We start from the raw sequence: 18,597 nt of genomic DNA on the forward strand, positions 1-18,597 counted from the left end.
CCCGGGGGAACGGGGCGGGCCGGGACGGGTCTCAGTCCCCGGGCCCCTCGGCCGCCAGCAGGACCCCGGGGTTGAGGACGCCCTCCGGGTCGAGCCGGTCCTTGATCCCGCGCAGGATCTCCACGCCCAGCTCGCCGACCTCGGCCGCGTGGGCCTCCCGGTGGTCGCGGCCGACGCCGTGGTGGTGCGAGATCGTGCCGCCGGCGCCGACGATCGCCTCGCCGACCGCCCACTTGGCCGACTCCCACTGCCCGAGCGGGTCGCCGGTCTGCGCGGTGACGACCGTGAAGTACAGGCTGGCGCCGGTGGCGTAGACGTGCGAGATGTGGCACATGACCAGCGGTGAGCCGAGCGAGCCGGCCAGCGAGAGCCGTACGGCGTCGTACAGGCGGGGCAGGTTCGACCAGAAGCCCGCCGTCTCCAGCGTCTCGACGGTCGCCCCGGCGGCGAGCAGCGCGTCGCGCAGGTAGGGCGCGGAGTAGCGCCCGTGCTCCCACGCCCGGCCGGGGTCCGTGCCCAGCGGGACGCCGCCGAGCCCGGAGAGCACGGCCGCGGTCCGCTCGCGCCGGGCGGCCACCTCGGCCGCGGTGCCCTCGTGGCCGGTGACGGCCAGGCAGCCCGTCCCGGCCGACGGCGCGCCGATCTCCGCGGGCCGGGCCAGGCCGATCATCGTCTCGGTCTCGTCGGACAGGCGCAGCACGGTGGGCGCGGCGTCCCGCTGGACCAGGGCCCGCAGCGCGGCCGAGCCCTCGGCGAACGACGCGAACCGCCACCCCTCGTAGACGCGCTCGGCGGGGACGGGCCGGACCCGCAGCCGCAGCGAGGTGATCACGCCGAAGGCCCCCTCGGAGCCGAGCATCACCTGGCGCAGGTCGGGGCCCGCGGCCGACCGGGGCGCCCGGCCGAGGTCGAGCGTGCCGCGCGGGGTGGCCACGGTCATGCCGACCACCATGTCGTCGAAGCGCCCGTACCCGGCCGAGGCCTGGCCGCTGGAGCGGGCGGCGGCGAAACCGCCGAGCGTGGCGTACTCGAACGACTGGGGGAAGTGGCCCAGGGTGAGGCCGTGCCCGGCCAGCAGGCGTTCGGCCTCGGGGGCGCGCAGCCCCGGCTCCAGCTCGGCGACCATCGACTCGGCGTCCACCGCGACCAAGCGGTCGAGCCGGGCCAGGTCCAGCGCGACGACCCCGGCGAAGCCCCGCCGGGAGGCGACCAGGCCGCCGACCACGGAGGTGCCGCCGCCGAAGGGGACCACCGCGACCCGGTGCGCGGCGCACGCGGCCAGCACGGCCAGCACCTCGTCGTGACAGGAGGGCAGCACCACCGCGTCGGGGGCGTCGGAGCCGTCCCCGGCCCGCATCCGCAGCAGGTCGGGGGTGGACTTGCCACGGGTGTGCCGGACGCGGGCGTCGTGGTCGAGGCGCACGTGGTCGGCCCCGACCAGGTCGCGCAGCCCGGCCAGGACCGGCTCGGGCAGCGCGACGGGCGGCAGCCGCACCTCGTCCATGCCCGCGACCCCGGCCCGGGGCGGGCGCACCCCGAGCAGGTCGCCGAGCAGCCCCCGGACCGCCTCGGGCAGGTCGACGGCCTTGGCGGGGTCGCCCCAGCCGGACCAGAGCATGGGATCCGCGTTCCCTGTTCGATGTTCCACGTCTACACTGTGACATATGACGTCCATTCGTCACAACACAGGCGCCCCCGGGAGCGACCAGGTCCTCGACGCGGCCCGCGAGGTGATCCTCGCGGTCGGGGTGCGGCGCACCACGCTCACCGACGTGGCCCGGCGGGCCGGGCTCTCCCGGATGACGATCTACCGCCGCTGGCCCGACGTGCGCGGCCTCGTCGCCGACCTGATGACCCGCGAGTGGGTGCGCGTCGCGGACGGGTTCGCCACCGAGGACCCGGTCACCGCGGCGGTGGCGACGGTACGGGCTCTGCGCGTCCACCCGCTCTGGCGGAAGATCGTCGAGGTGGACCCGGAGCTGCTCCTGCCCTACCTGCTGCGCCGCCGGGGCGCCAGCCACGAGGCCATGCTCGCCCTGGTCGAGTCGGCGATCGTCCGGGGGCAGGGGCTCGGCACCGTGCGCGCGGGCGAGCCGGCCGGGCTGTCGGCCGCGGTGCTGCTGACCGCGCAGTCGTTCCTGCTCTCCGGCGCCACCATGCTCGGCCCGCTCACCGAGGACGACCTCGACACCGAGCTGGCCACCCTCCTGGAAAGGTACCTGCGACCGTGAACTCCTCCCTGAACGCCGCCCGCCGTGCCCGCGAACTCGCCGAGGTACCCGGCCTGGTGGTGGACGTGCTGGTGGTGGGGCTGGGGGCCACCGGCGCGGGCGTGGCGCTGGACGCGGCCTCCCGCGGCCTGTCGGTCGCCGCGATCGACGCGCACGACCTGGCGTTCGGCACCTCCCGGTGGAGCTCCAAGATGATCCACGGCGGGCTGCGCTACCTGGCCAGGGGGCAGGTCGGGGTGGCGTACGAGAGCGCGGTGGAGCGCGGCCTGCTGCTCGGGCGGATCGCCCCGCACCTGGTGCGGGCGCAGCCCCACCTGCTGCCGCTGGTCCCGGAGGTCTCCCGGCGGCAGACGGCGCTGGTCATGACCGGCTACCGGCTCGGCGACGGCCTGCGGGCCGCGGCCCGCACTCCCCGCCGCCTGCTTCCCGGCCCCTGCCGGATCTCCTCCGGGCGGGCGCGCTCCCTCGCCCCGCCGCTGGGCCCGGCCGGGCTGCGCGGCGCCCTGCTGTCCTGGGACGGCCGGCTGCTGGACGACGCCCGGCTGGTGCTCGCCGTGGCCAGGACGGCCGCCGCCCACGGGGCCAGGGTGCTGACCCGCTGCCGGGCGCTGGAGGTCTCCGGCGACGGAGCGCTGGTCCGCGACGAGCTCACCGGGGAGACCCTCACCGTCCGGGCCAGGGCCGTGATCAACGCGACCGGGGTCTGGGCCGCCGGGCTGCACCCCGGCCTGCGGATGCGCCCCTCGCGCGGGACCCACCTGGTGCTGCGTCCCGGGACGCTGCCCGGCCTGGTCGCGGGGCTGCACGTGCCGATCCCGGGGGAGAGCGACCGGTTCGCGCTGGTCCTGCCCCAGGCCGACGGGCGGGTCCTGGTCGGCCTCACCGACGAGCCGGTGGACGGCCCCGTCCCGGACGTCCCGCAGGCCCCCGAGGAGGACGTCGCCTTCCTGCTGTCGGTGCTCAACTCCGTGCTGGAGGAGCCGGTACGGCGCGAGGAGGTGGCCGGCGCCCACGCGGGGCTGCGCCCGCTGCTGGACGGTGAGGGCCGTACCGCCGACCTGTCCAGGCGGCACGCGCTGCCGACCACCCGCGACGGGATGGTGACGGTGGTGGGCGGCAAGCTGACCACGTACCGGCGGATGGCCGAGGACGCGGTCGACCTGGCCGTCTCCTCGGGCCGGATCACCGCAGGCCCGAGCCGCACCGCGGCGCTGCCCCTCGTCGGCGCGATCCCGCCCGGCGGCCGGGGCGGCGGGCACGGCGGTGAGCGTGGCGGCGAGGGCGGTGGGCGTGGCGGCCGGCGCGGTGCGGCTCGCCCCGGTCGGACCGGGACCTCCGTGGCGGGAGGGCACGGCGGGGTCGCCGACCGGCTGGTGGAGCGCTACGGCGGCGAGGCGGGTGCGGTACGGGCCCTGATGGAGCGGGAGCCCCGGCTGGCCGAGGCCGGGCCGACCGGGGTGACCGGGGCCGAGCTGGTCTGGGCGGTCAGGCACGAGGGCGCCCTGGACGTGGACGACCTGCTCGACCGCAGGACCCGGATCGGCCTGATCCCCGCCGACCGCGAGGCCGCGCTCCCCATGGCGCGGGCGGCGCTGGCCCACCCGGTCCCGCCGGGTCCCGACGAGGCCTGAGGCCGGTTCGGGACGCGCCGCCGCCCGGGATCCTCCCGGGCCCGCCGGGCCCGGTGCGACCCGTGACGAATCCCCGCCGGGGGGCATGACAGGGATGATCACGGGCATAAGGGGCGGCGGGTCCGGAAGGGCGGGTCCGGGACGGCGCCACCCCGGCCGTCCGTGGCGTCGGCGGTGTCGGTGATGTCGGTGACCGGGCGCCCCGGACGCGGGCGCCCGCCTTTACCGGCCTATCATCGTTTCCCTCTCCATGACCCTGATGAAGGCGTTAGGTTAGTCTTACCTAAGTCAGGGAGGAGAGGGTGTGGGCGTGACGAACGGCACGGACAGCGCGGGCAGCGTGGACAGGGCGTACAAGGCGTGCCCGCACCCTCCCGGCTGTCACACCGGCCAGGTGCCCGTCCTCGCCAGCGCCACGGTCGGGGCCCGCTTCTGGCTGCTCATCGAGCACCCCGGCCCCTGGGCCGACCGCCTGGAGAACACCACCCTTCCCGAGGATGTTCACACCCTCCTCAAACGGGCCGGCCGCCTGGGCGTACGGACCCAGCTCATCCGCCGTCCCGGGCGCAGAAACCCCGTGGAAACCGGCATTCACGTCATGGTCGCGGACTCCACCGCCGCCGAGCCCTGGCTCGCCGAGGGCATCGTCGCAGGTCCGGACGATCTTGACCTTGACAAGCTGGTGGCCGGAGTGGTCCCGCCGTCCTGCATACTTGTGAGTGAGCCGGTATTTCTGGTCTGCACGCATGCCAAGCGCAACGCGTGCTGCGCCCGCATTGGACTTCCCCTCGCTCGGTCCTTGGCAAAAAATTTGCCGGACACAGTATGGGAAACATCACATGTTGGCGGCGATCTCTACGCCGCCAACCTTGTGTGCTTGCCACACGGCCTCTACTACGGCAGCATGTCTCAGGCTGCTGCGATCGCGGCAGCCGACGCGTACCGGTCCGGCGAGGTCATCCTCGACCGTTTCCGGGGGCGCGCGGGCATCCCTGAGCCACTGCAGGCCGCCGAGCATTTCGTTCGCGTCCATACGGGCGAACTGTCGGTCGGCGGAGTGGCCGTGGAATCCTCAAGGTCGGACGGCGCCGTCACCGAGGCAGTTGTGCGCGGTAGTGGCGTTCGTTTTCGGGTAGTGGTTGAACCCATGACGCTGACAACGCCATGTGGTACGGCTTGTGCCGACACGATCACTACCTATCGGCTGGTCACACTGGACAGGGTAACCCCTGTGCGGTATGCCACGTCCGCTCTCACTTGACCTGAGGGAACATCACGGCCGATCCAGGCGTTGGATCCAGGGACGTCACAAGCGTCCTATGCGGCATAAACCCGAAATACCTCTCACTATAAGGTGGTTTTCTCATGTCTCAGGTACGTCGGCAGACCGCCCGGCCTCGGCCCAGCTGGGGCTGGCAGGATGACGCCGCGTGCCGGGGCGAGGACCTCGTGCTCTTCTTCGGTCCCGACGGTGAGCGTCAGCCCGAGCGTGACATCCGTGAGCGTAAGGCCAAGGCCATCTGCGCCCAGTGCCCCGTTCGCGCCGAGTGCCTGGACTACGCGCTCTCCCGTCCGGAGAAGTACGGCACCTGGGGCGGCCTGAACGAGGACGAGCGCGCCTCCGAGCGTCGTCGTCGCATGCGCCGCGCGGCCAGCGCCGGCATCAGTGCCGTCGCCTGAGCAGCCCCTCCACCCGGCTTCCCCCATACGTGTGATCTCGCTCATCCCCTGCGAGATCACACGTTGTCATGTCGGGCCCCGCGCGTGCGGCACACCCGGGACGGGTGACCGCACGGCGGGGGCGTCCCACGCTCTCAGGGCCTGTTGCGGCCCGCCTTGCGCATCTCCTTGGTGATGCTCTTCCACCTGCCCTGCATCTCCTTGCGGAGCCGGGCGTCGCTCCGGGACGCCATCCAGGCCGCCTCCCGCTGAAGCTTGTTCCAGCTCTCCAGCCGCCGCTCCGGCAGCGTGCCGTCCTCGATCGCGGCGAGCACGGCGCAGCCCGGCTCGGTGTCGTGACGGCAGTCACCGAAGCGGCACCGCGCGGCGAGCTCCTCCAGGTCCGAGAAGACCATGTCCACCCCCTCGCCCATGTCGTACAGGCCGATGCGGCGGATGCCGGGGGTGTCGATGATGAGCCCGCCCCTGGCGAGCGGGATGAGCTCGCGGTGCACGGTGGTGTGGCGGCCCCGGCCGTCCCCGGCCCTGACCTGCTGGGTCTCCATGACGTCCTCCCCGGCGAGGGCGTTGACCAGCGTCGACTTCCCCGCGCCCGAGGCGCCGAGCACCACCGCGGTACGGGTGCCCTCCAGGTAGGCGCCGACGATGTCGACGCCCTCGCCGCTGACCGAGCAGACCGGGTGCACGTCCACCCCCGGTGCGGCGGTGGCGACCTCGTCCAGCAGGAACTCCAGCCCCTCGCCGATCAGGTCGGACTTGGTGACGAGCACCACGGGACGGGCCCCGCTCTCCCAGGCGAGCGCGAGCAGCCGCTCGATCCTGCCCAGGTCGGCGGTGTCGGTGGCGTGCAGGGCGGGTTCGGCGACGAAGACGACGTCGACGTTGGCGGCGAGCACCTGGCCCTGGGAGTCGCCGGAGAGCCCGCCCCGGGAGAGCCGGGAGACCCCTCCGCGGACGAAGGCGGTACGCCGGGGCAGGAGCTCCTCCAGCTCGAACCGGCCCTCGGCCAGCCGGCGGAGTCCCACCCAGTCGCCGACGCAGGGCAGCGCCACCGGGTCGGCGGCGGCGGCCCGGCGCACCCGGGCACCGTAGTCGGCCCGAAGATGGCCGGAGGCGGACATCACTTCGGCGGCGCCGCGGTCGACGCGGGAGACCCGCGCCGGGATCAGCCCGTCGGGGAGCTCGGCGGCCAGGGAGTCGTCCCAGCCGAGCGCGGCGAGGGTGAACGACGAGGACGGCGAGGAGCCGGATGACGATGAAGACGATGAAGACGAGGACAACGTGGTCACTACCTTCGGGAAAGGCGGGCGCCCCGTCGTGAGATCGATCAGGCGGGCACCCGGAGGTCGATGGACGGCAGGCTCGTCAGAAAGACCCGCATGGTCCTCACCTCCCGTGGCCTCGCGGCCGTCCCCCGTGGGACGGCGTCTTCGGGAGAAGCCTAGCGCAACCTCTCCCCGGGGAGGCAACCACATTTGCCCGCGCGCCACGGGCCGCCACGACCCCGCGGGCGGCCCCTGGCACGCCGGAGCCCGGAGCCCCTGGACGCGCCGGAGGCCCGGACACTCCGGGGCTCCGGACGTGAAGTCCCCGGACACGGAGCCCCCGGACACGCCACCCCGGGACACGACGGAGCCCCGGGACGCCGTCGCGTCCCGGGGCTCCGTCACGCCTGCTACAGCCCGGGGGCCGGGAAGTGGGAGGTGAGCTCCCTGACCTCGCCGTGCACGCGGGTGATGACGTGCGCGGCCTCGTCCTCGTCCTTGGCCAGCGCGGTCACGACCTGGTCGATCCAGGCGCCGATCTGCCGCATCTCGGCCACACCCATGCCGCGGCTGGTCACGCCCGCGGTGCCGATCCTGATGCCGGACGGGTCGAACGGCTTGCGCGGGTCGAACGGCACGCTGTTGTAGTTGGTCTCCAGCCCGGCCTTGTCCAGGGCCTGCGCGGCGGGCTTGCCGCCGATGCCCTTGGGGGTCAGGTCGAACAGGATGAGGTGGTTGTCGGTGCCACCGGAGACCAGGTCGAAGCCCCGGCCGAGCAGCTCCTCGGCCAGCGCCTGGGCGTTCAGCACGACCTGGCGGGCGTAGTCCTTGAAGTCGTCGGTCGACGCCTCCTTGAGCGCCACCGCGATGGCCGCGGTGGTGTGGTTGTGCGGGCCGCCCTGCAGGCCCGGGAAGACCGCCTTGTTCAGGGCCGTGGCGTGCTCGTCGGAGGTGGCCATCAGCATGGCGCCCCGGGGGCCGCGCAGGGTCTTGTGGGTGGTGGTGGAGATGACGTCCGCGTGGCCGACCGGCGACGGGTGGGCCCCGCCCGCGACCAGGCCCGCGATGTGCGCGATGTCGGCCGCGAGCACGGCCCCGACCTCGCGGGCGATCTCGGCGAAGGCCGGGAAGTCGATGGTGCGCGGGACCGCGGTGCCGCCGCAGAAGATCAGCTTGGGCCGCTCGCGCAGGGCGATCTCCCGCACCTCGTCCATGTCGACGCGGCCGGTGTCGCGCCGCACCCCGTAGCGGACCGGGTTGAACCACTTGCCGGTGGCCGAGACCGACCAGCCGTGGGTCAGGTGGCCGCCGAACGGCAGGCCCATGCCCATCACGGTCTCACCGGGCTTCAGGAAGGCCAGGTAGATCGCCAGGTTGGCGGGCGAGCCCGAGTAGGGCTGGACGTTGGCGTGGTTGACCCCGAACAGGGCCTTGGCCCTGTCGACGGCCAGGGTCTCGATCTGGTCGATCACCTGCTGGCCCTCGTAGTACCGCTTGCCGGCGTACCCCTCGGAGTACTTGTTGGTGAGGACGGTGCCGGTGGCCTCGAGGACGGCCCTGGAGACGTAGTTCTCCGAGGCGATCAGCTTGACGGTGTCGGCCTGCCGCCGCTCCTCGGCCCTGACGAGTTCGGCGATCTGCGGATCCACGCTGGAAAGAGCGCTCATGCGCCTTCACTCCCCTGTCATCGTCGACATCGCGCGAAGACCCAGGCGCTCGGCCTCCTCGCACTTCAGCTCCCCGGTGGTCGCTCCCACCCTATGCGCCAGTCACGGCTTAGACGATAGCGGACGGACCGGCCCGGCCGAGGCGGCCCGTCCCGTCCCCCGGCCACAACCGGTCGACCTCGGCGTTGAGCGTGGCGCCGATCAGCACGGCCAGCGCGGTGATGTAGAGCCACATCAGCACCGCGATGGGGGCGGCGAGCGAGCCGTAGATGGAGACCGGCGAGAACCAGGCGGCCAGCACCGCGCGCAGCACCGCGGCGCAGGCGATCCAGATCAGCAGCGCGAGCAGCGCTCCGGGCAGCTCGCGCCACCAGCGCGTGCGGACCGGGACGCTCACGTGGTAGAGCAGGGTCAGGAAGATCACCGAGCCGATGACGACGACCGGCCAGTACAGGACGTCGGCCAGCACCGCGTAGTCGGCCGGCAGGGCCCCGCGCAGCGCGGCCGGGCCCAGGACGAGCACGGGCATCACCACCAGCCCGATCAGCAGGCCCGCCAGGTAGAACCCGAAGGACATCAGCCGGGTACGGATGATGCCGCGCTCCTCGCCGAGGCCGTAGGCGACCGAGATCAGGTCGACGTAGACGAACAGCGCCCGCGAGCCCGACCAGAGCGCGAGCAGGAAGCCCAGGGAGATCAGCGAGGCCTGGTTGGCGGGGTTCAGCACGTCCTCGATGAGCGGGGTGACGACGGTGTCCACGGCGCTGTCGGTGAACAGCAGGTGGGCCTGCCGGTCGATCCAGTCGCTGACGTCCTGGACCGTCTCTGGGCCGAAGACCCGGGTCAGCTGGCCGAGCACGCCGATCAGGCCGAGCATGAACGGCGGCAGCGACAGCAGCGCGAAGAAGGCGGCCTCCCCGGCCAGGCCGGTGACCCGGTAGGTGACGCCCGCGTTCGTGGTGGCCGCGACGAGCACCCAGAAGTCGGTCCCGCGGATCCAGGAGAGCACGGCCCGCAGCCGCGCCCAGACGCCCAGGCCGCGCACCCGCGCGAGCCCGGCACGCCACCGTGCCCGCAGGCCGCGTGGCGAGCGCCGCCGCGGCCCCGGCTGCGGTCCCGGTCGCGGGGCCGGAGCCGGGGCATCGGTGGACGTCATACCGCACAACGGTATTCCCCGGCGCGCTTGATCACGAGTTGGGCGGGCCGGGCCGGCGTCACGCCCGGCCGGATCCCTGCCCGAGCGGGACCCGTCCGGTGCCCGGCGGGCCGGCGAACGCCTGGGCGATCGCCGTCCAGGCCTCCGCGGTCTCGCCGCGTACCAGCAGGGAGGTGTCGTCGAGGTGGCGGCGCTGCACGACCAGCAGGCAGAAGTCGAGCATGGGGCCGCGGACCAGGTCGGCGGCGTCCGGGGGCCCGGCCGTCCACGGCGACCCGTCGGGCATGGTCAGCTCCACCCGGACCGGCCGCGCGGGCGGCTCCAGGCCGCGCACCGCGAAGCCGTACGGCAGGGCGCGCACCCCCAGGGTGGCCACGTGCCTGAGCCGGGCGGTGGGCGCCCGCTCGACGCCGAGCGCGTCCGCCACGTCCTGCCCGTGAGCCCAGGTCTCCATCAGGCGCGCCGTCACGAACGAGGCCGCCGACATGTCCGGCCCGTACCAGGGCAGCCGCGTGCCCGCCTCCAGGGCGGCGAAGGCCTCCAGGCTCCGGGCCCTGGCCGCGCGGAACCAGGCGTGCACCCGGGGGGCGGCCAGGCCCCGGGACGCGGCCGCCAGCTCGTCCACCGCGGAGCCGCCGCGGGCCAGGAAGGCGGTCCGCGCGGCGCGGAAGGCCTCGGGGTCGGTGGCCGAGGCCGTGGCGGCGTCGTCGAACCAGGCGAGGTGTCCGATCTGGTCGCGTACCGTCCAGCCCTGTGCCGGGGTGGGCAGCTCCCACCCGGCCGCGTCGAGACCGGTGATCATGGCGTCGAGATCGGCCGTCTCGGCGCGCAGGTCCGCCAGCAGTTCGTCCATCAGGCTCACGGCGCCTCCCTCCTGTTCGGCCCAGGTAAGGGTAACGGAGCCATGTTCTGGGAGGGAACGGCCGCAGAATGGACGCATGATCTGTGAGAACTGCAGGGAACGGCGGCACGAGGAGTGCCGCGGGGGTTCCTGGTGCGACTGCCAGCACCAGCCGGCCGTGGAGCCGCGCGAGTCGCCGCTGGACTGGCCGCGCCAGGGCTGAGACGGCCCCGGACCGCGCCGTCCCGGGCCGTCCCGGGCCGTCCCGGGCCCCTGGTCCCCGGCCCGGATCTCACCCCGGTGTCCAGATCGTGGACCCGACATTGGACATCCGCGAACGCCGGGGTATCGTCGGAGACATGCCAGCGGACCCGTTGCTCGTCGTGCGACGCCACGTCGACCTCCTGCGTGTCCGCAGTGCCATCTGTTGTGACGTCCGTTGATCGTCGCCCCCTGCTGATCTTTTCCAGCTCGGCCGCGTAACCGGCGTCCTCCTCTGAGTGACCGACCCCCGTACTCGACGATGAGGCGGGAGGTGCCGCCGGTGCGCGTCCGGAACCCTTTCACCGAGCCACAACGAGGACGCGCAATGACGACCCCGGCCAAGCCGGCAAACCGGCACCACAAGCGCCCGCGCGGCGAAGGTCAGTGGGCCCTCGGCTACCGCGAACCCCTGAACAAGAACGAGGAGAACAAGAAGAACGACGACGGGCTCAACGTCCGTCAGCGGATCATCGACGTCTACTCCAAGCAGGGGTTCGACTCCATCGACCCCGCCGACCTGCGCGGCCGGATGCGCTGGTACGGGCTCTACACCCAGCGCAAGCCCGGGATCGACGGCGGCAAGACGGCCGTCCTGGAGCCGGAGGAGCTCGACGACCGCTACTTCATGCTCCGGGTCAGGATCGACGGCGGCCGGCTCGACCTGGCGCAGCTGCGGGTCATCGCCGACATCTCCAACCTCTACGGCCGGGGCACCGCCGACGTCACCGACCGGCAGAACATCCAGCTCCACTGGATCGAGATCGAGGCCGTCCCCGACATCTGGGAGCGCCTGGAGTCGGTGGGCCTGTCGACCACCGAGGCCTGCGGCGACACCCCGCGCGTCATCATGGGCTGCCCGCTGGCCGGGATCGACACCGACGAGGTCATCGACGGCTCGGCGCTGGTGCAGGAGATCCACGACACCTACATCGGCGACCCGGCCTTCTCCAACCTGCCGCGCAAGTTCAAGGCCGCGGTCAGCGGGTGCCCGGCGCACTGCACCGTGCACGAGATCAACGACGTGGCGTTCGTGGGCGTCGTGAACTCCTCCGGCGAGCGGGGCTTCGACCTGTGGGTGGGCGGCGGCCTGTCCACCAACCCGATGCTCGGCAAGCGACTGGGCGTCTTCCTGACCCCCGAGCAGGTCTCCCCGGCCTACGGCGGCGTGATCGGCATCTTCCGCGACTACGGCTACCGCCGCCTGCGGCACCGGGCCCGGATCAAGTTCCTGATCAACGACTGGGGCGCCGAGAAGTTCCGCGACGTGCTGGAGAAGGAGTACCTCGGGTACGCGCTGCCCGACGGCCCCGCCCCCGAGCCGCCGCGCGGCGGCCGCAGGGACCACGTGGGCGTCTTCCCGCAGAAGGACGGCAACTTCTACGTCGGCTTCGCCCCCAAGGTGGGCCGGCTCGACGGCGACAGGCTGCATTTGATCGCCGACATCGCCGAGCGGCACGGCTCGGACCGGGTGCACACCACGGTCGAGCAGAAGATGGTCATCCTGGACGTGGCGCCCGACCGGGTCGAGAGCCTGGTCGCCGAGCTGGAGGCCGCCGACCTCCAGGTCAACCCCTCCACCTTCCGCCGCCAGACCATGGCCTGCACCGGCATCGAGTTCTGCAAGCTGGCCATCGTGGAGACCAAGGCGCTGGCGTCGAACCTGATCGACGAGCTGGAGCAGCGGCTTCCCGACTTCTCCAGCCCGCTGACCATCAACGTCAACGGCTGCCCCAACTCCTGCGCGCGGATCCAGGTCGCCGACATCGGCCTCAAGGGCCAGCTCGTGGTCAACGACAGGGGCGAGCAGGTCGAGGGCTTCCAGGTGCACCTGGGCGGGTCGCTCGGGGTGAACCCGGGCTTCGGCCGCAAGGTGCGCGGCCTGAAGACCACCTCCGAGGACCTGCCCGACTACGTGGAGCGGGTGCTGCGCAACTTCGAGAAGCAGAAGGACGACGGGGAGAGCTTCTCCGAGTGGGTGCAGCGTGCCGACGACGCGGACCTGACGTGAGCGGCCCAGATCGGCACGCGAACCGGCACGCGGACCCGCGCGGCCCCGCCGGGGCGGCGGACGCGCCCCGGGGCGCGTCCGCGGCGAGCCGGGCACGCGACGGGGCGGGGGGGCGGCGATGAGCGAGCGAGCGGTCCCCTTCCACTGCCCCTACTGCGGCGAGGAGGACCTGGAGCCCTACGAGGGCGACGGCGGCTGGTACTGCCGGTCCTGCATCCGCGCCTTCAAGCTGAAGTTCCTCGGGATCGGGGTGCGCTCATGAGGCGCGGCCGTCCCGGGGCGATCGACACGACGACCGGCCGGGCCGCACGGGCCCGTACGGCGAACGAGGATTGGGTGAGCGAGCGATGACAGTGGTGGACGTCGAGGTCGGGTTACGCCGGCAGCGCGGTGCGCTCGACATGCAGGACATCGTCGAGTCGGCCGCGCGGTTCCTGGAGGACGCCTCGGCCCTGGAGATCATCCGCTGGGCGGCGGCGACGTTCGGCGACCGGCTCTGCCTGACCGCCTCCATGAGCGACGCCCTGCTGATCGACCTGGTCAGCCGGGTCAAGCCGGGCGTGGACGTGCTGTTCATCGACACCGGCTACCACTTCGCCGAGACGATCGGCACGCGGGACGCCGTCCGGCAGGTCTACGACGTCAACGTGATCGACGTGAAGCCGTCCCGCACGGTGGCCGAGCAGGAGCGCGACCTGGGGCCGCGGCTGTTCGGGCGCAACCCCGACCTGTGCTGCTACCTGCGCAAGGTCGAGCCGCTCAACCGTGCCCTGGAGCCCTACCTGGCCTGGGTCTCCGGCATCCGCCGCGACGAGGCCGTCACCCGCGCCGGCGTCAAGGTCGTCGAGTGGGACGCCAAGCGCCAGATGGTCAAGATCAACCCGATCGCCCGGTGGACGCAGGAGGACGTCGACAACTACATGGCCGACAACGGGGTGCTGATCAACCCGCTGCACTACGACGACTACCCCTCGATCGGCTGCGCCCCCTGCACCCGCCAGGTCGCCCCGGGCGAGGACCCGCGCAGCGGCCGGTGGGCCGGCATGGGCAAGACCGAGTGCGGGCTGCACGTATGATCTGGCGCTCCCGCGCCGCCGCTCCCCGCGTCCCGCTGGTCGCGGTGGCGCACGGGTCCCGTGACCCGCGTGCCGCCGCGACCGTGGAGGACCTGCTCGACCTGGTACGGGACGCGCGGCCCGGGCTCCCCGTGCGCACCGCCTACCTCGACCACGCCTCCCCGACGCTCCCGGCCGCGCTCTCGGGCCTGGCCGAGGCGGTGGTGCTGCCGTTGCTGCTCACCGAGGCCTACCACAGCCGGGTCGACATCCCGGGCGCGCTGGCCGCGGTGACGGCCAGGCGCCCGCTGCTGCGGGTGCGCACGGGCGCCACGCTGGGCCCGCACCGGCTGCTGGTCACCGCGCTGGAGCGGCGCCTGGCCGAGGCGGGCGTGGAGCCCGGCGAGCCCGGTACCGACGTGGTGCTGGTCTCGGCCGGTTCCAGCGACCCGAGGGCCAACGCGACGGTCGCCGGGATGGCCGCGGACTGGGCGAGGCTGCGCGGCTGGCGGTCGGTGACCGCCGCCTACGCCTCGGCGGCGGGACCGACCCCCGGGGAGGCGGTGCTGGGCCTGCGCCGGTCGGGGGCCTCGCGGATCGTGGTCGCCCCCTACCTGCTGGCCCCGGGGTACTTCGCCGACAGGATCCGCCGCGAGACCCTGGCCGCGGGCGCCGCCACCGTCGCCGAGGTGCTGGGTGCGGCCCCCGAGGTCGCGGCCGTGCTGCTGGAACGCTACGACGTGGCGGCGCACCGGCCCCGGATGCTCGCCACGGCCTGACCTCAGGAGAAGCCGAAGGCGGGTGCGGGCGGGGTGCCGCCGTCGTTCGCGCAGTCGAGCTGGACCATCTTCCCGGTGCGCGGGTCGAGCTGGCGTATGTCGTCCCGGCAGACCGGGGGGGTCATCTCCCGTACCGTGAGCGACCACTTGAGGGGGAAGGGCCGGGCCGCGGCGAGTTCCTCCTGCCAGCCCTCGAAGACGTCGTCCCCCTGGAACTCGCGGGGCAGTACGACCGCGGACACGACCTGCCCCTCGGCCGGGCGATTCCCGCCCGGGACCGCGCTGACGCCCTCCAGCCTCCTGTGGATGTCCGTGGTGTGTCCGTCGGGACCGGTTCCGCACTGGTGCAGCTGGGAGGAGCCGTCGCCCATCCAGACGACCGCCCGCCGCATCGGCCCGGAACAGCGGACGGTAACGTGCAACGGCTTGCTGCCGGGTCCGATCCGGAGTTCCTCGCGTGTCCCGCCGATCGCGTAGCCGCCCTTCGCGACCACGTTCCCGGGATACAGATCGCCCAGTGGCCGTGACGTCGTCGGGACAGTCGGGGACGGCCTCGCCATGACGCCGGTCCAGACGTCCAGGTCGTCGGCGACGCCGCCGGCGGGCGCGGTGAGGGCCGCCGCGACGGTGAGGGCCGCCGCGACCGCGCCACCGGCCGCCCAGCCGCGGCGGCGCCTGATCGCGCGGACGCGCCGGTGGACATCGGCGACGGTCACGCCCCCGCCGTGGCCCTCGTTCCCGTCCCCGTTCAGGATCTCGCGCAGCTCGGATTCGGTGATCGTCATTTCAGCTCCCCAGGGTGATCGCGACGACGGCCGCGGGATCGACGCGCAGCTTGCGCAGTGCCCGGCTGGCCTGGCTGCGCACGGTCGCGACCGAGCAGCCCAGGATCTCGGCGATCTGCCGGTCGGGCAGGTCGGCGTAGTAGCGCAGGACGATCACGGCCCGCTGCCTGACCGGAAGCCGCGCGAGGGCCTGGCGGACCGCCTCCCGGCTGATCACCGCCTCGGCCGCGTCGGCGTCCGGCGTCTCCGGGAGCGTCTCGCTGGGCAGCTCTCCGCGCCATCTGCGCCGCCACCAGGTGGCGTGCGTGTTGACCAGGATGCGGTAGACGTACGGATCCGGGTTCTCGCCCACCCTGCGCCAGGCGAGCCACGCCTTGGCCAGCGCGGTCTGCAAAAGGTCTTCGGCGCTTCCCCAGTCCCGGCAGAGCAGGTAGGCCGCCCGCAGGAGGCGGGGCGAACACTGCTCGACGTACTGCTCGAAGTCGGCCCGATCTCGCATCGGGGATCCTCACTGCTCGGTGTATGTCACCGATCACTACGCCCCGGCGCCGCCGGGGCGTTGCACGCGCCCGCCGCCCTTCGCGCCGGGACCGCTCCCAGCAGTGGTCCGCCCCCGGTTCCCGGTCTCAGTGCCCGGGCGGGTACGGGGGCTGCGGCGGGTACGGGGAGGAGGGGGGCTGCGGAGGCTGCTGCGAGGGGCGCTGCGGCCCGGCGGTGTGCCAGGAGGAGTGCGGGGAGTGGTGTCGTGGCTGCTCGGCCCCCATGGGGCGGAGGGGCGGGATCTGACGGTGGTAGGGGTCGCCGACGAGCTCCCCGCGCATCTCCTCCCACTGCTCGCGCCAGGCGGCCCACGCCTTCTGGATGGGCTTGGTCCGCGAGTCGCCGACCACCTTCACGTCGCCCATGATCGCGTAGGCCGTGACCCGCACGACGGGCGCGTGCGTGCCGGGCGGGGCCTCGATGACCTGGACCTTCCTGTCCCCCATGATGGCGATGCCGTCGAGCTCGACGTCCACGCCGTCCGGGACGATGATCTTCACGTTGCCCATGACCGCGGTGGCCATGATGTCCACCCCGCCGGTGCGGACCTCGGCCTGGCGCAGGTCCAGCACGACGTCGCCCATCACCGCGACCGCGCCGAGGGGCTTGTCGATCCGCCAGCTGCCGCGCTGCTTGGAGCTGCCCATCACCGCCACGAACCAGCGGCGCACCCGGCCGCCCTGGTCCGCCGGGGCCGGCGGGTAGGCGGGCGCCGAGGCGGGGCGGACACCGGGCAGGTCCGAGGTGACCACGGCCAGCTCGGCCTGGGTACGTGCGGTGTAGGCGGCTTCGGTGCGCTCGGTCAGCTCACCGAGGGTCAGCCGCCCCTCGACGGAGGCGACGCGCAGCCATTCGACGGCCGCCTCCCGTTCGGCGTCCGAGACCCGTATCTCCCCGGCATCAGTCATAACTCACAACATATCGCGAGTTGTCGCGATAGAGGATCCCTCTCGCGGATGAACCCGGGTGAACAGATCGATCGATCTCCGTCTCCTCCCCGCTCCCCCGCTCTCCACGGGACCCGCGCCCGCGACCCGCCTCCCGCTCGGCCGCCCACGCGCCGCCCACGCGCCGCCCACCGGTGCGCCACCGCCGCCGACGTACGGCCGGGACGCGGGGGCACGCCCTATGATCCGGAGGCATGTACCGAGAACTCCTGGACGCGGTGGCGGCCGACGACGCCGAGCGGGCCGAGCTGCTGCTGCAGAGCGGGACGGGCGCCGACCCCGACGGCGCCGAAGAGCCCACCGCGCTGTACCTGGCGTCGAACCGGGGCCACGTCGCCGTCGTGCGCGCGCTGCTGGTCCACGGGGCCGACCCCAACCGGATCAGCGGCGGCGAGGACGAGGGCCTGCCGCTCTGCGTGGCCTCGGCCTGGGACCACGACGAGGTCGTCACGGTCCTGCTGGCCGCCGGCGCCGACGTGGCCGGGCGGGAGGCGGGGGGCTGGACCGCGCTGCTGTGGGCGGCCGCCAACGGCAGGGCCGACGCGGCGCGGGTGCTGCTCGCGGCCGGGGCGAGCCCGGAGGAGGCCAACGACAGCGGCGAGACCGCGCTCACCCTGGCCACCCGGCGCGGCGCGCTGGGCGTGGTGCGGGTGCTGCTGGAGCACGGCGCCGAGGCCAACCGGCCCGACGGCGACGGCGACACCCCGCTCTCCATCGCCTACGACTGGCTCGGCACCCAGCTGGAGAGCGCGCTGCTGGAGCAGCTCACCGAGCAGGCCCCTGAGGACTCGCAGTTCGTGGTGGGGCGCAGCCGCGCCAAGGACGGCACCGACCTGGTCACGGTCGCGGCGGTGGGGCCGGACGGGACCCGGGTGGCCGAGCTGACCTGCCAGCGCGGGCACGCGGCCGTCGCGACCCTGCTGGAGGACGCCACCGGCGAGCGGCTCCCCTTCGACGACCTGGTGGAGCGGGCGATGCCGTACCGGGACGTCGACGAGGAGGCCGAGACCTGGTGGGCGGTGGCGAGCTCGCTGAGCCGGCGCGGCGACCGGGAGACCTTCGACGCGGCGGCGCGGCTGTGCGCGAGCGAGGACCCCCGCAAGCGGGAGTTCGCCGTCGACGTGCTCGCCGAGTTCGGCTTCACCGAGGACGAGAAGCCCTACCTGGAGGAGGCCCTGCCCGTGCTGCGGCGGATGGCGGCCACCGAGGGCGACGAGCGGGTGCTGCGCTCGGTGCTCGGCGCCCTGGGCCACCACGCCGACCCGCGTGCCCTGCCCGAGGTTCTGGAGATCATCACCGCGGACGGCTGGACCCGTACCCAGGCCGATCCGGCCGCGCTGGCCGCGGTGCTGCCGCCGGGTCACGCCGAGGGGCTGGCGCTGCTGGTGTCGATGACGCGCGATCCCGACCCCGAGGTCCGCGACTGGGCGACCATGGGTCTGGCGGGGCTGGCCGAGGACGGCGAGGAGATCCGCGAGGCGCTGGCCGCCCGGCTGGAGGACGAGGATCTGAACACTGTCGCCGAGGCCACCCGCGGCCTGGCCGCCCGGGGTGACGAGCGTGCCCGCCGGGGCGTCGAGCGCGTGCTCGCCGAGAGCGACGAGGACGACGACTACGCCCGTGACCTGGTGAAGAGCCTCTGACCGTGTCGCGGGGGCCCCCCCCCCCCCCCCCGGGGGGGGGGGGGGGGGGGGGGGGGGGGGGGGGGGGGGTGGGGGGGGGGAGGCGTGGGGGGGGGGGGGAAGGGG

Annotated in this window: 18 protein-coding genes and 1 riboswitch; of the genes, 10 read left to right on the top strand and 8 right to left on the bottom strand. The window is 73.6% G+C overall.

The features are described 5' to 3' along the window. Positions 1 to 31: 31 nt before the first annotated feature. Entirely contained in the window at positions 32 to 1,618 is a 1,587-nt protein-coding gene (locus ACZ6RT_RS23950) for an FAD-binding oxidoreductase (RefSeq protein WP_470156225.1), read from the bottom strand. Positions 1,619 to 1,664: 46 nt separating this feature from the next. Between ACZ6RT_RS23950 and ACZ6RT_RS23955 the strand changes: the two genes are divergently transcribed. The 4 genes from ACZ6RT_RS23955 (at position 1,665) to ACZ6RT_RS23970 (ending at position 5,542) form a co-directional block, all read left to right on the top strand. Then, positions 1,665 to 2,231: a TetR/AcrR family transcriptional regulator gene (locus ACZ6RT_RS23955; RefSeq protein WP_470156199.1), complete on the top strand. Its 567-nt coding sequence runs from the start codon at positions 1,665 to 1,667 to the stop codon at positions 2,229 to 2,231. Beyond that, positions 2,228 to 3,862 (top strand): glycerol-3-phosphate dehydrogenase/oxidase, encoded by a 1,635-nt coding sequence (locus tag ACZ6RT_RS23960; RefSeq protein ID WP_470156200.1) that lies wholly within the window; start codon positions 2,228 to 2,230, stop codon positions 3,860 to 3,862. Before ACZ6RT_RS23955 ends, ACZ6RT_RS23960 begins: the two co-directional genes overlap by 4 nt. Before the next feature lie 304 nt (positions 3,863 to 4,166). Next, positions 4,167 to 5,123, top strand: coding sequence for a sucrase ferredoxin (locus ACZ6RT_RS23965; protein ID WP_470156202.1), 957 nt, complete (start codon positions 4,167 to 4,169; stop codon positions 5,121 to 5,123). Positions 5,124 to 5,227: 104 nt separating this feature from the next. Further along, positions 5,228 to 5,542, top strand: a complete 315-nt coding sequence (locus tag ACZ6RT_RS23970; protein WP_012893126.1) for a WhiB family transcriptional regulator — start codon at positions 5,228 to 5,230, stop codon at positions 5,540 to 5,542. 134 nt (positions 5,543 to 5,676) lie between these two features. On the opposite strand, the gene rsgA is transcribed toward ACZ6RT_RS23970, so the two are convergent. The 4 genes from rsgA to ACZ6RT_RS23990 form a co-directional block, all read right to left on the bottom strand. Next, positions 5,677 to 6,831 (bottom strand): ribosome small subunit-dependent GTPase A, encoded by a 1,155-nt coding sequence (gene rsgA, locus ACZ6RT_RS23975; protein ID WP_470156204.1) that lies wholly within the window; start codon positions 6,829 to 6,831, stop codon positions 5,677 to 5,679. A 386-nt stretch (positions 6,832 to 7,217) separates the two neighbouring features. Further along, complete coding sequence (glyA, locus tag ACZ6RT_RS23980; protein WP_399195371.1) at positions 7,218 to 8,474, bottom strand: serine hydroxymethyltransferase; 1,257 nt, start codon at positions 8,472 to 8,474, stop codon at positions 7,218 to 7,220. Positions 8,475 to 8,506: 32 nt separating this feature from the next. Next, a riboswitch (ZMP/ZTP riboswitch) is annotated at positions 8,507 to 8,590 on the bottom strand. Next, complete coding sequence (locus ACZ6RT_RS23985) at positions 8,584 to 9,630, bottom strand: YihY/virulence factor BrkB family protein (protein ID WP_399195369.1); 1,047 nt, start codon at positions 9,628 to 9,630, stop codon at positions 8,584 to 8,586. It overlaps the preceding riboswitch by 7 nt. Before the next feature lie 58 nt (positions 9,631 to 9,688). Next, a complete protein-coding gene (locus tag ACZ6RT_RS23990) occupies positions 9,689 to 10,483 on the bottom strand; it encodes a TIGR03084 family metal-binding protein (protein WP_399195470.1) in 795 nt (264 codons plus the stop codon). 85 nt (positions 10,484 to 10,568) lie between these two features. Between ACZ6RT_RS23990 and ACZ6RT_RS23995 the strand changes: the two genes are divergently transcribed. The 5 genes from ACZ6RT_RS23995 (at position 10,569) to ACZ6RT_RS24015 (ending at position 14,577) form a co-directional block, all read left to right on the top strand. Next, positions 10,569 to 10,694 carry a hypothetical protein gene (locus ACZ6RT_RS23995; RefSeq protein WP_344900908.1) on the top strand — a complete coding sequence of 42 codons (126 nt, stop codon included), beginning with the start codon at positions 10,569 to 10,571 and terminating at the stop codon, positions 10,692 to 10,694. Positions 10,695 to 11,060: 366 nt separating this feature from the next. Continuing rightward, on the top strand, positions 11,061 to 12,743 hold the full coding sequence (locus ACZ6RT_RS24000) for a nitrite/sulfite reductase (protein WP_399195367.1): 1,683 nt from the start codon (positions 11,061 to 11,063) through the stop codon (positions 12,741 to 12,743). Positions 12,744 to 12,861: 118 nt separating this feature from the next. After that, positions 12,862 to 13,005 (top strand): Insertion element protein, encoded by a 144-nt coding sequence (locus tag ACZ6RT_RS24005; RefSeq protein WP_344900914.1) that lies wholly within the window; start codon positions 12,862 to 12,864, stop codon positions 13,003 to 13,005. An 85-nt stretch (positions 13,006 to 13,090) separates the two neighbouring features. Further along, a complete protein-coding gene (locus tag ACZ6RT_RS24010) occupies positions 13,091 to 13,819 on the top strand; it encodes a phosphoadenylyl-sulfate reductase (protein WP_399195364.1) in 729 nt (242 codons plus the stop codon). Next, the gene (locus tag ACZ6RT_RS24015; RefSeq protein WP_470156208.1) at positions 13,816 to 14,577 is read left to right on the top strand and encodes a sirohydrochlorin chelatase; all 762 of its coding nucleotides are present in this window, start codon (positions 13,816 to 13,818) and stop codon (positions 14,575 to 14,577) included. The genes ACZ6RT_RS24010 and ACZ6RT_RS24015 overlap by 4 nt, the downstream gene beginning before the upstream one ends. Positions 14,578 to 14,579: 2 nt before the next feature. Here the strand turns inward: ACZ6RT_RS24015 and ACZ6RT_RS24020 are convergent, their stop codons facing one another. From ACZ6RT_RS24020 to ACZ6RT_RS24030, 3 genes are all read right to left on the bottom strand, one after another. Then, entirely contained in the window at positions 14,580 to 15,362 is a 783-nt protein-coding gene (locus tag ACZ6RT_RS24020; RefSeq protein WP_470156210.1) for a hypothetical protein, read from the bottom strand. 1 nt (position 15,363) lies between these two features. Continuing rightward, entirely contained in the window at positions 15,364 to 15,861 is a 498-nt protein-coding gene (locus ACZ6RT_RS24025; RefSeq protein ID WP_470156212.1) for a SigE family RNA polymerase sigma factor, read from the bottom strand. 127 nt (positions 15,862 to 15,988) lie between these two features. Then, positions 15,989 to 16,810 carry a DUF1707 SHOCT-like domain-containing protein gene (locus ACZ6RT_RS24030; protein WP_470156214.1) on the bottom strand — a complete coding sequence of 274 codons (822 nt, stop codon included), beginning with the start codon at positions 16,808 to 16,810 and terminating at the stop codon, positions 15,989 to 15,991. Between the two features lie 233 nt (positions 16,811 to 17,043). Here ACZ6RT_RS24030 and ACZ6RT_RS24035 point away from each other — a divergent pair, with 233 nt between their 5' ends. Next, positions 17,044 to 18,492 carry an ankyrin repeat domain-containing protein gene (locus ACZ6RT_RS24035; RefSeq protein ID WP_470156216.1) on the top strand — a complete coding sequence of 483 codons (1,449 nt, stop codon included), beginning with the start codon at positions 17,044 to 17,046 and terminating at the stop codon, positions 18,490 to 18,492. Positions 18,493 to 18,597: the final 105 nt, after the last annotated feature.

The organism is Streptosporangium sp. NPDC050148, from assembly GCF_055586505.1.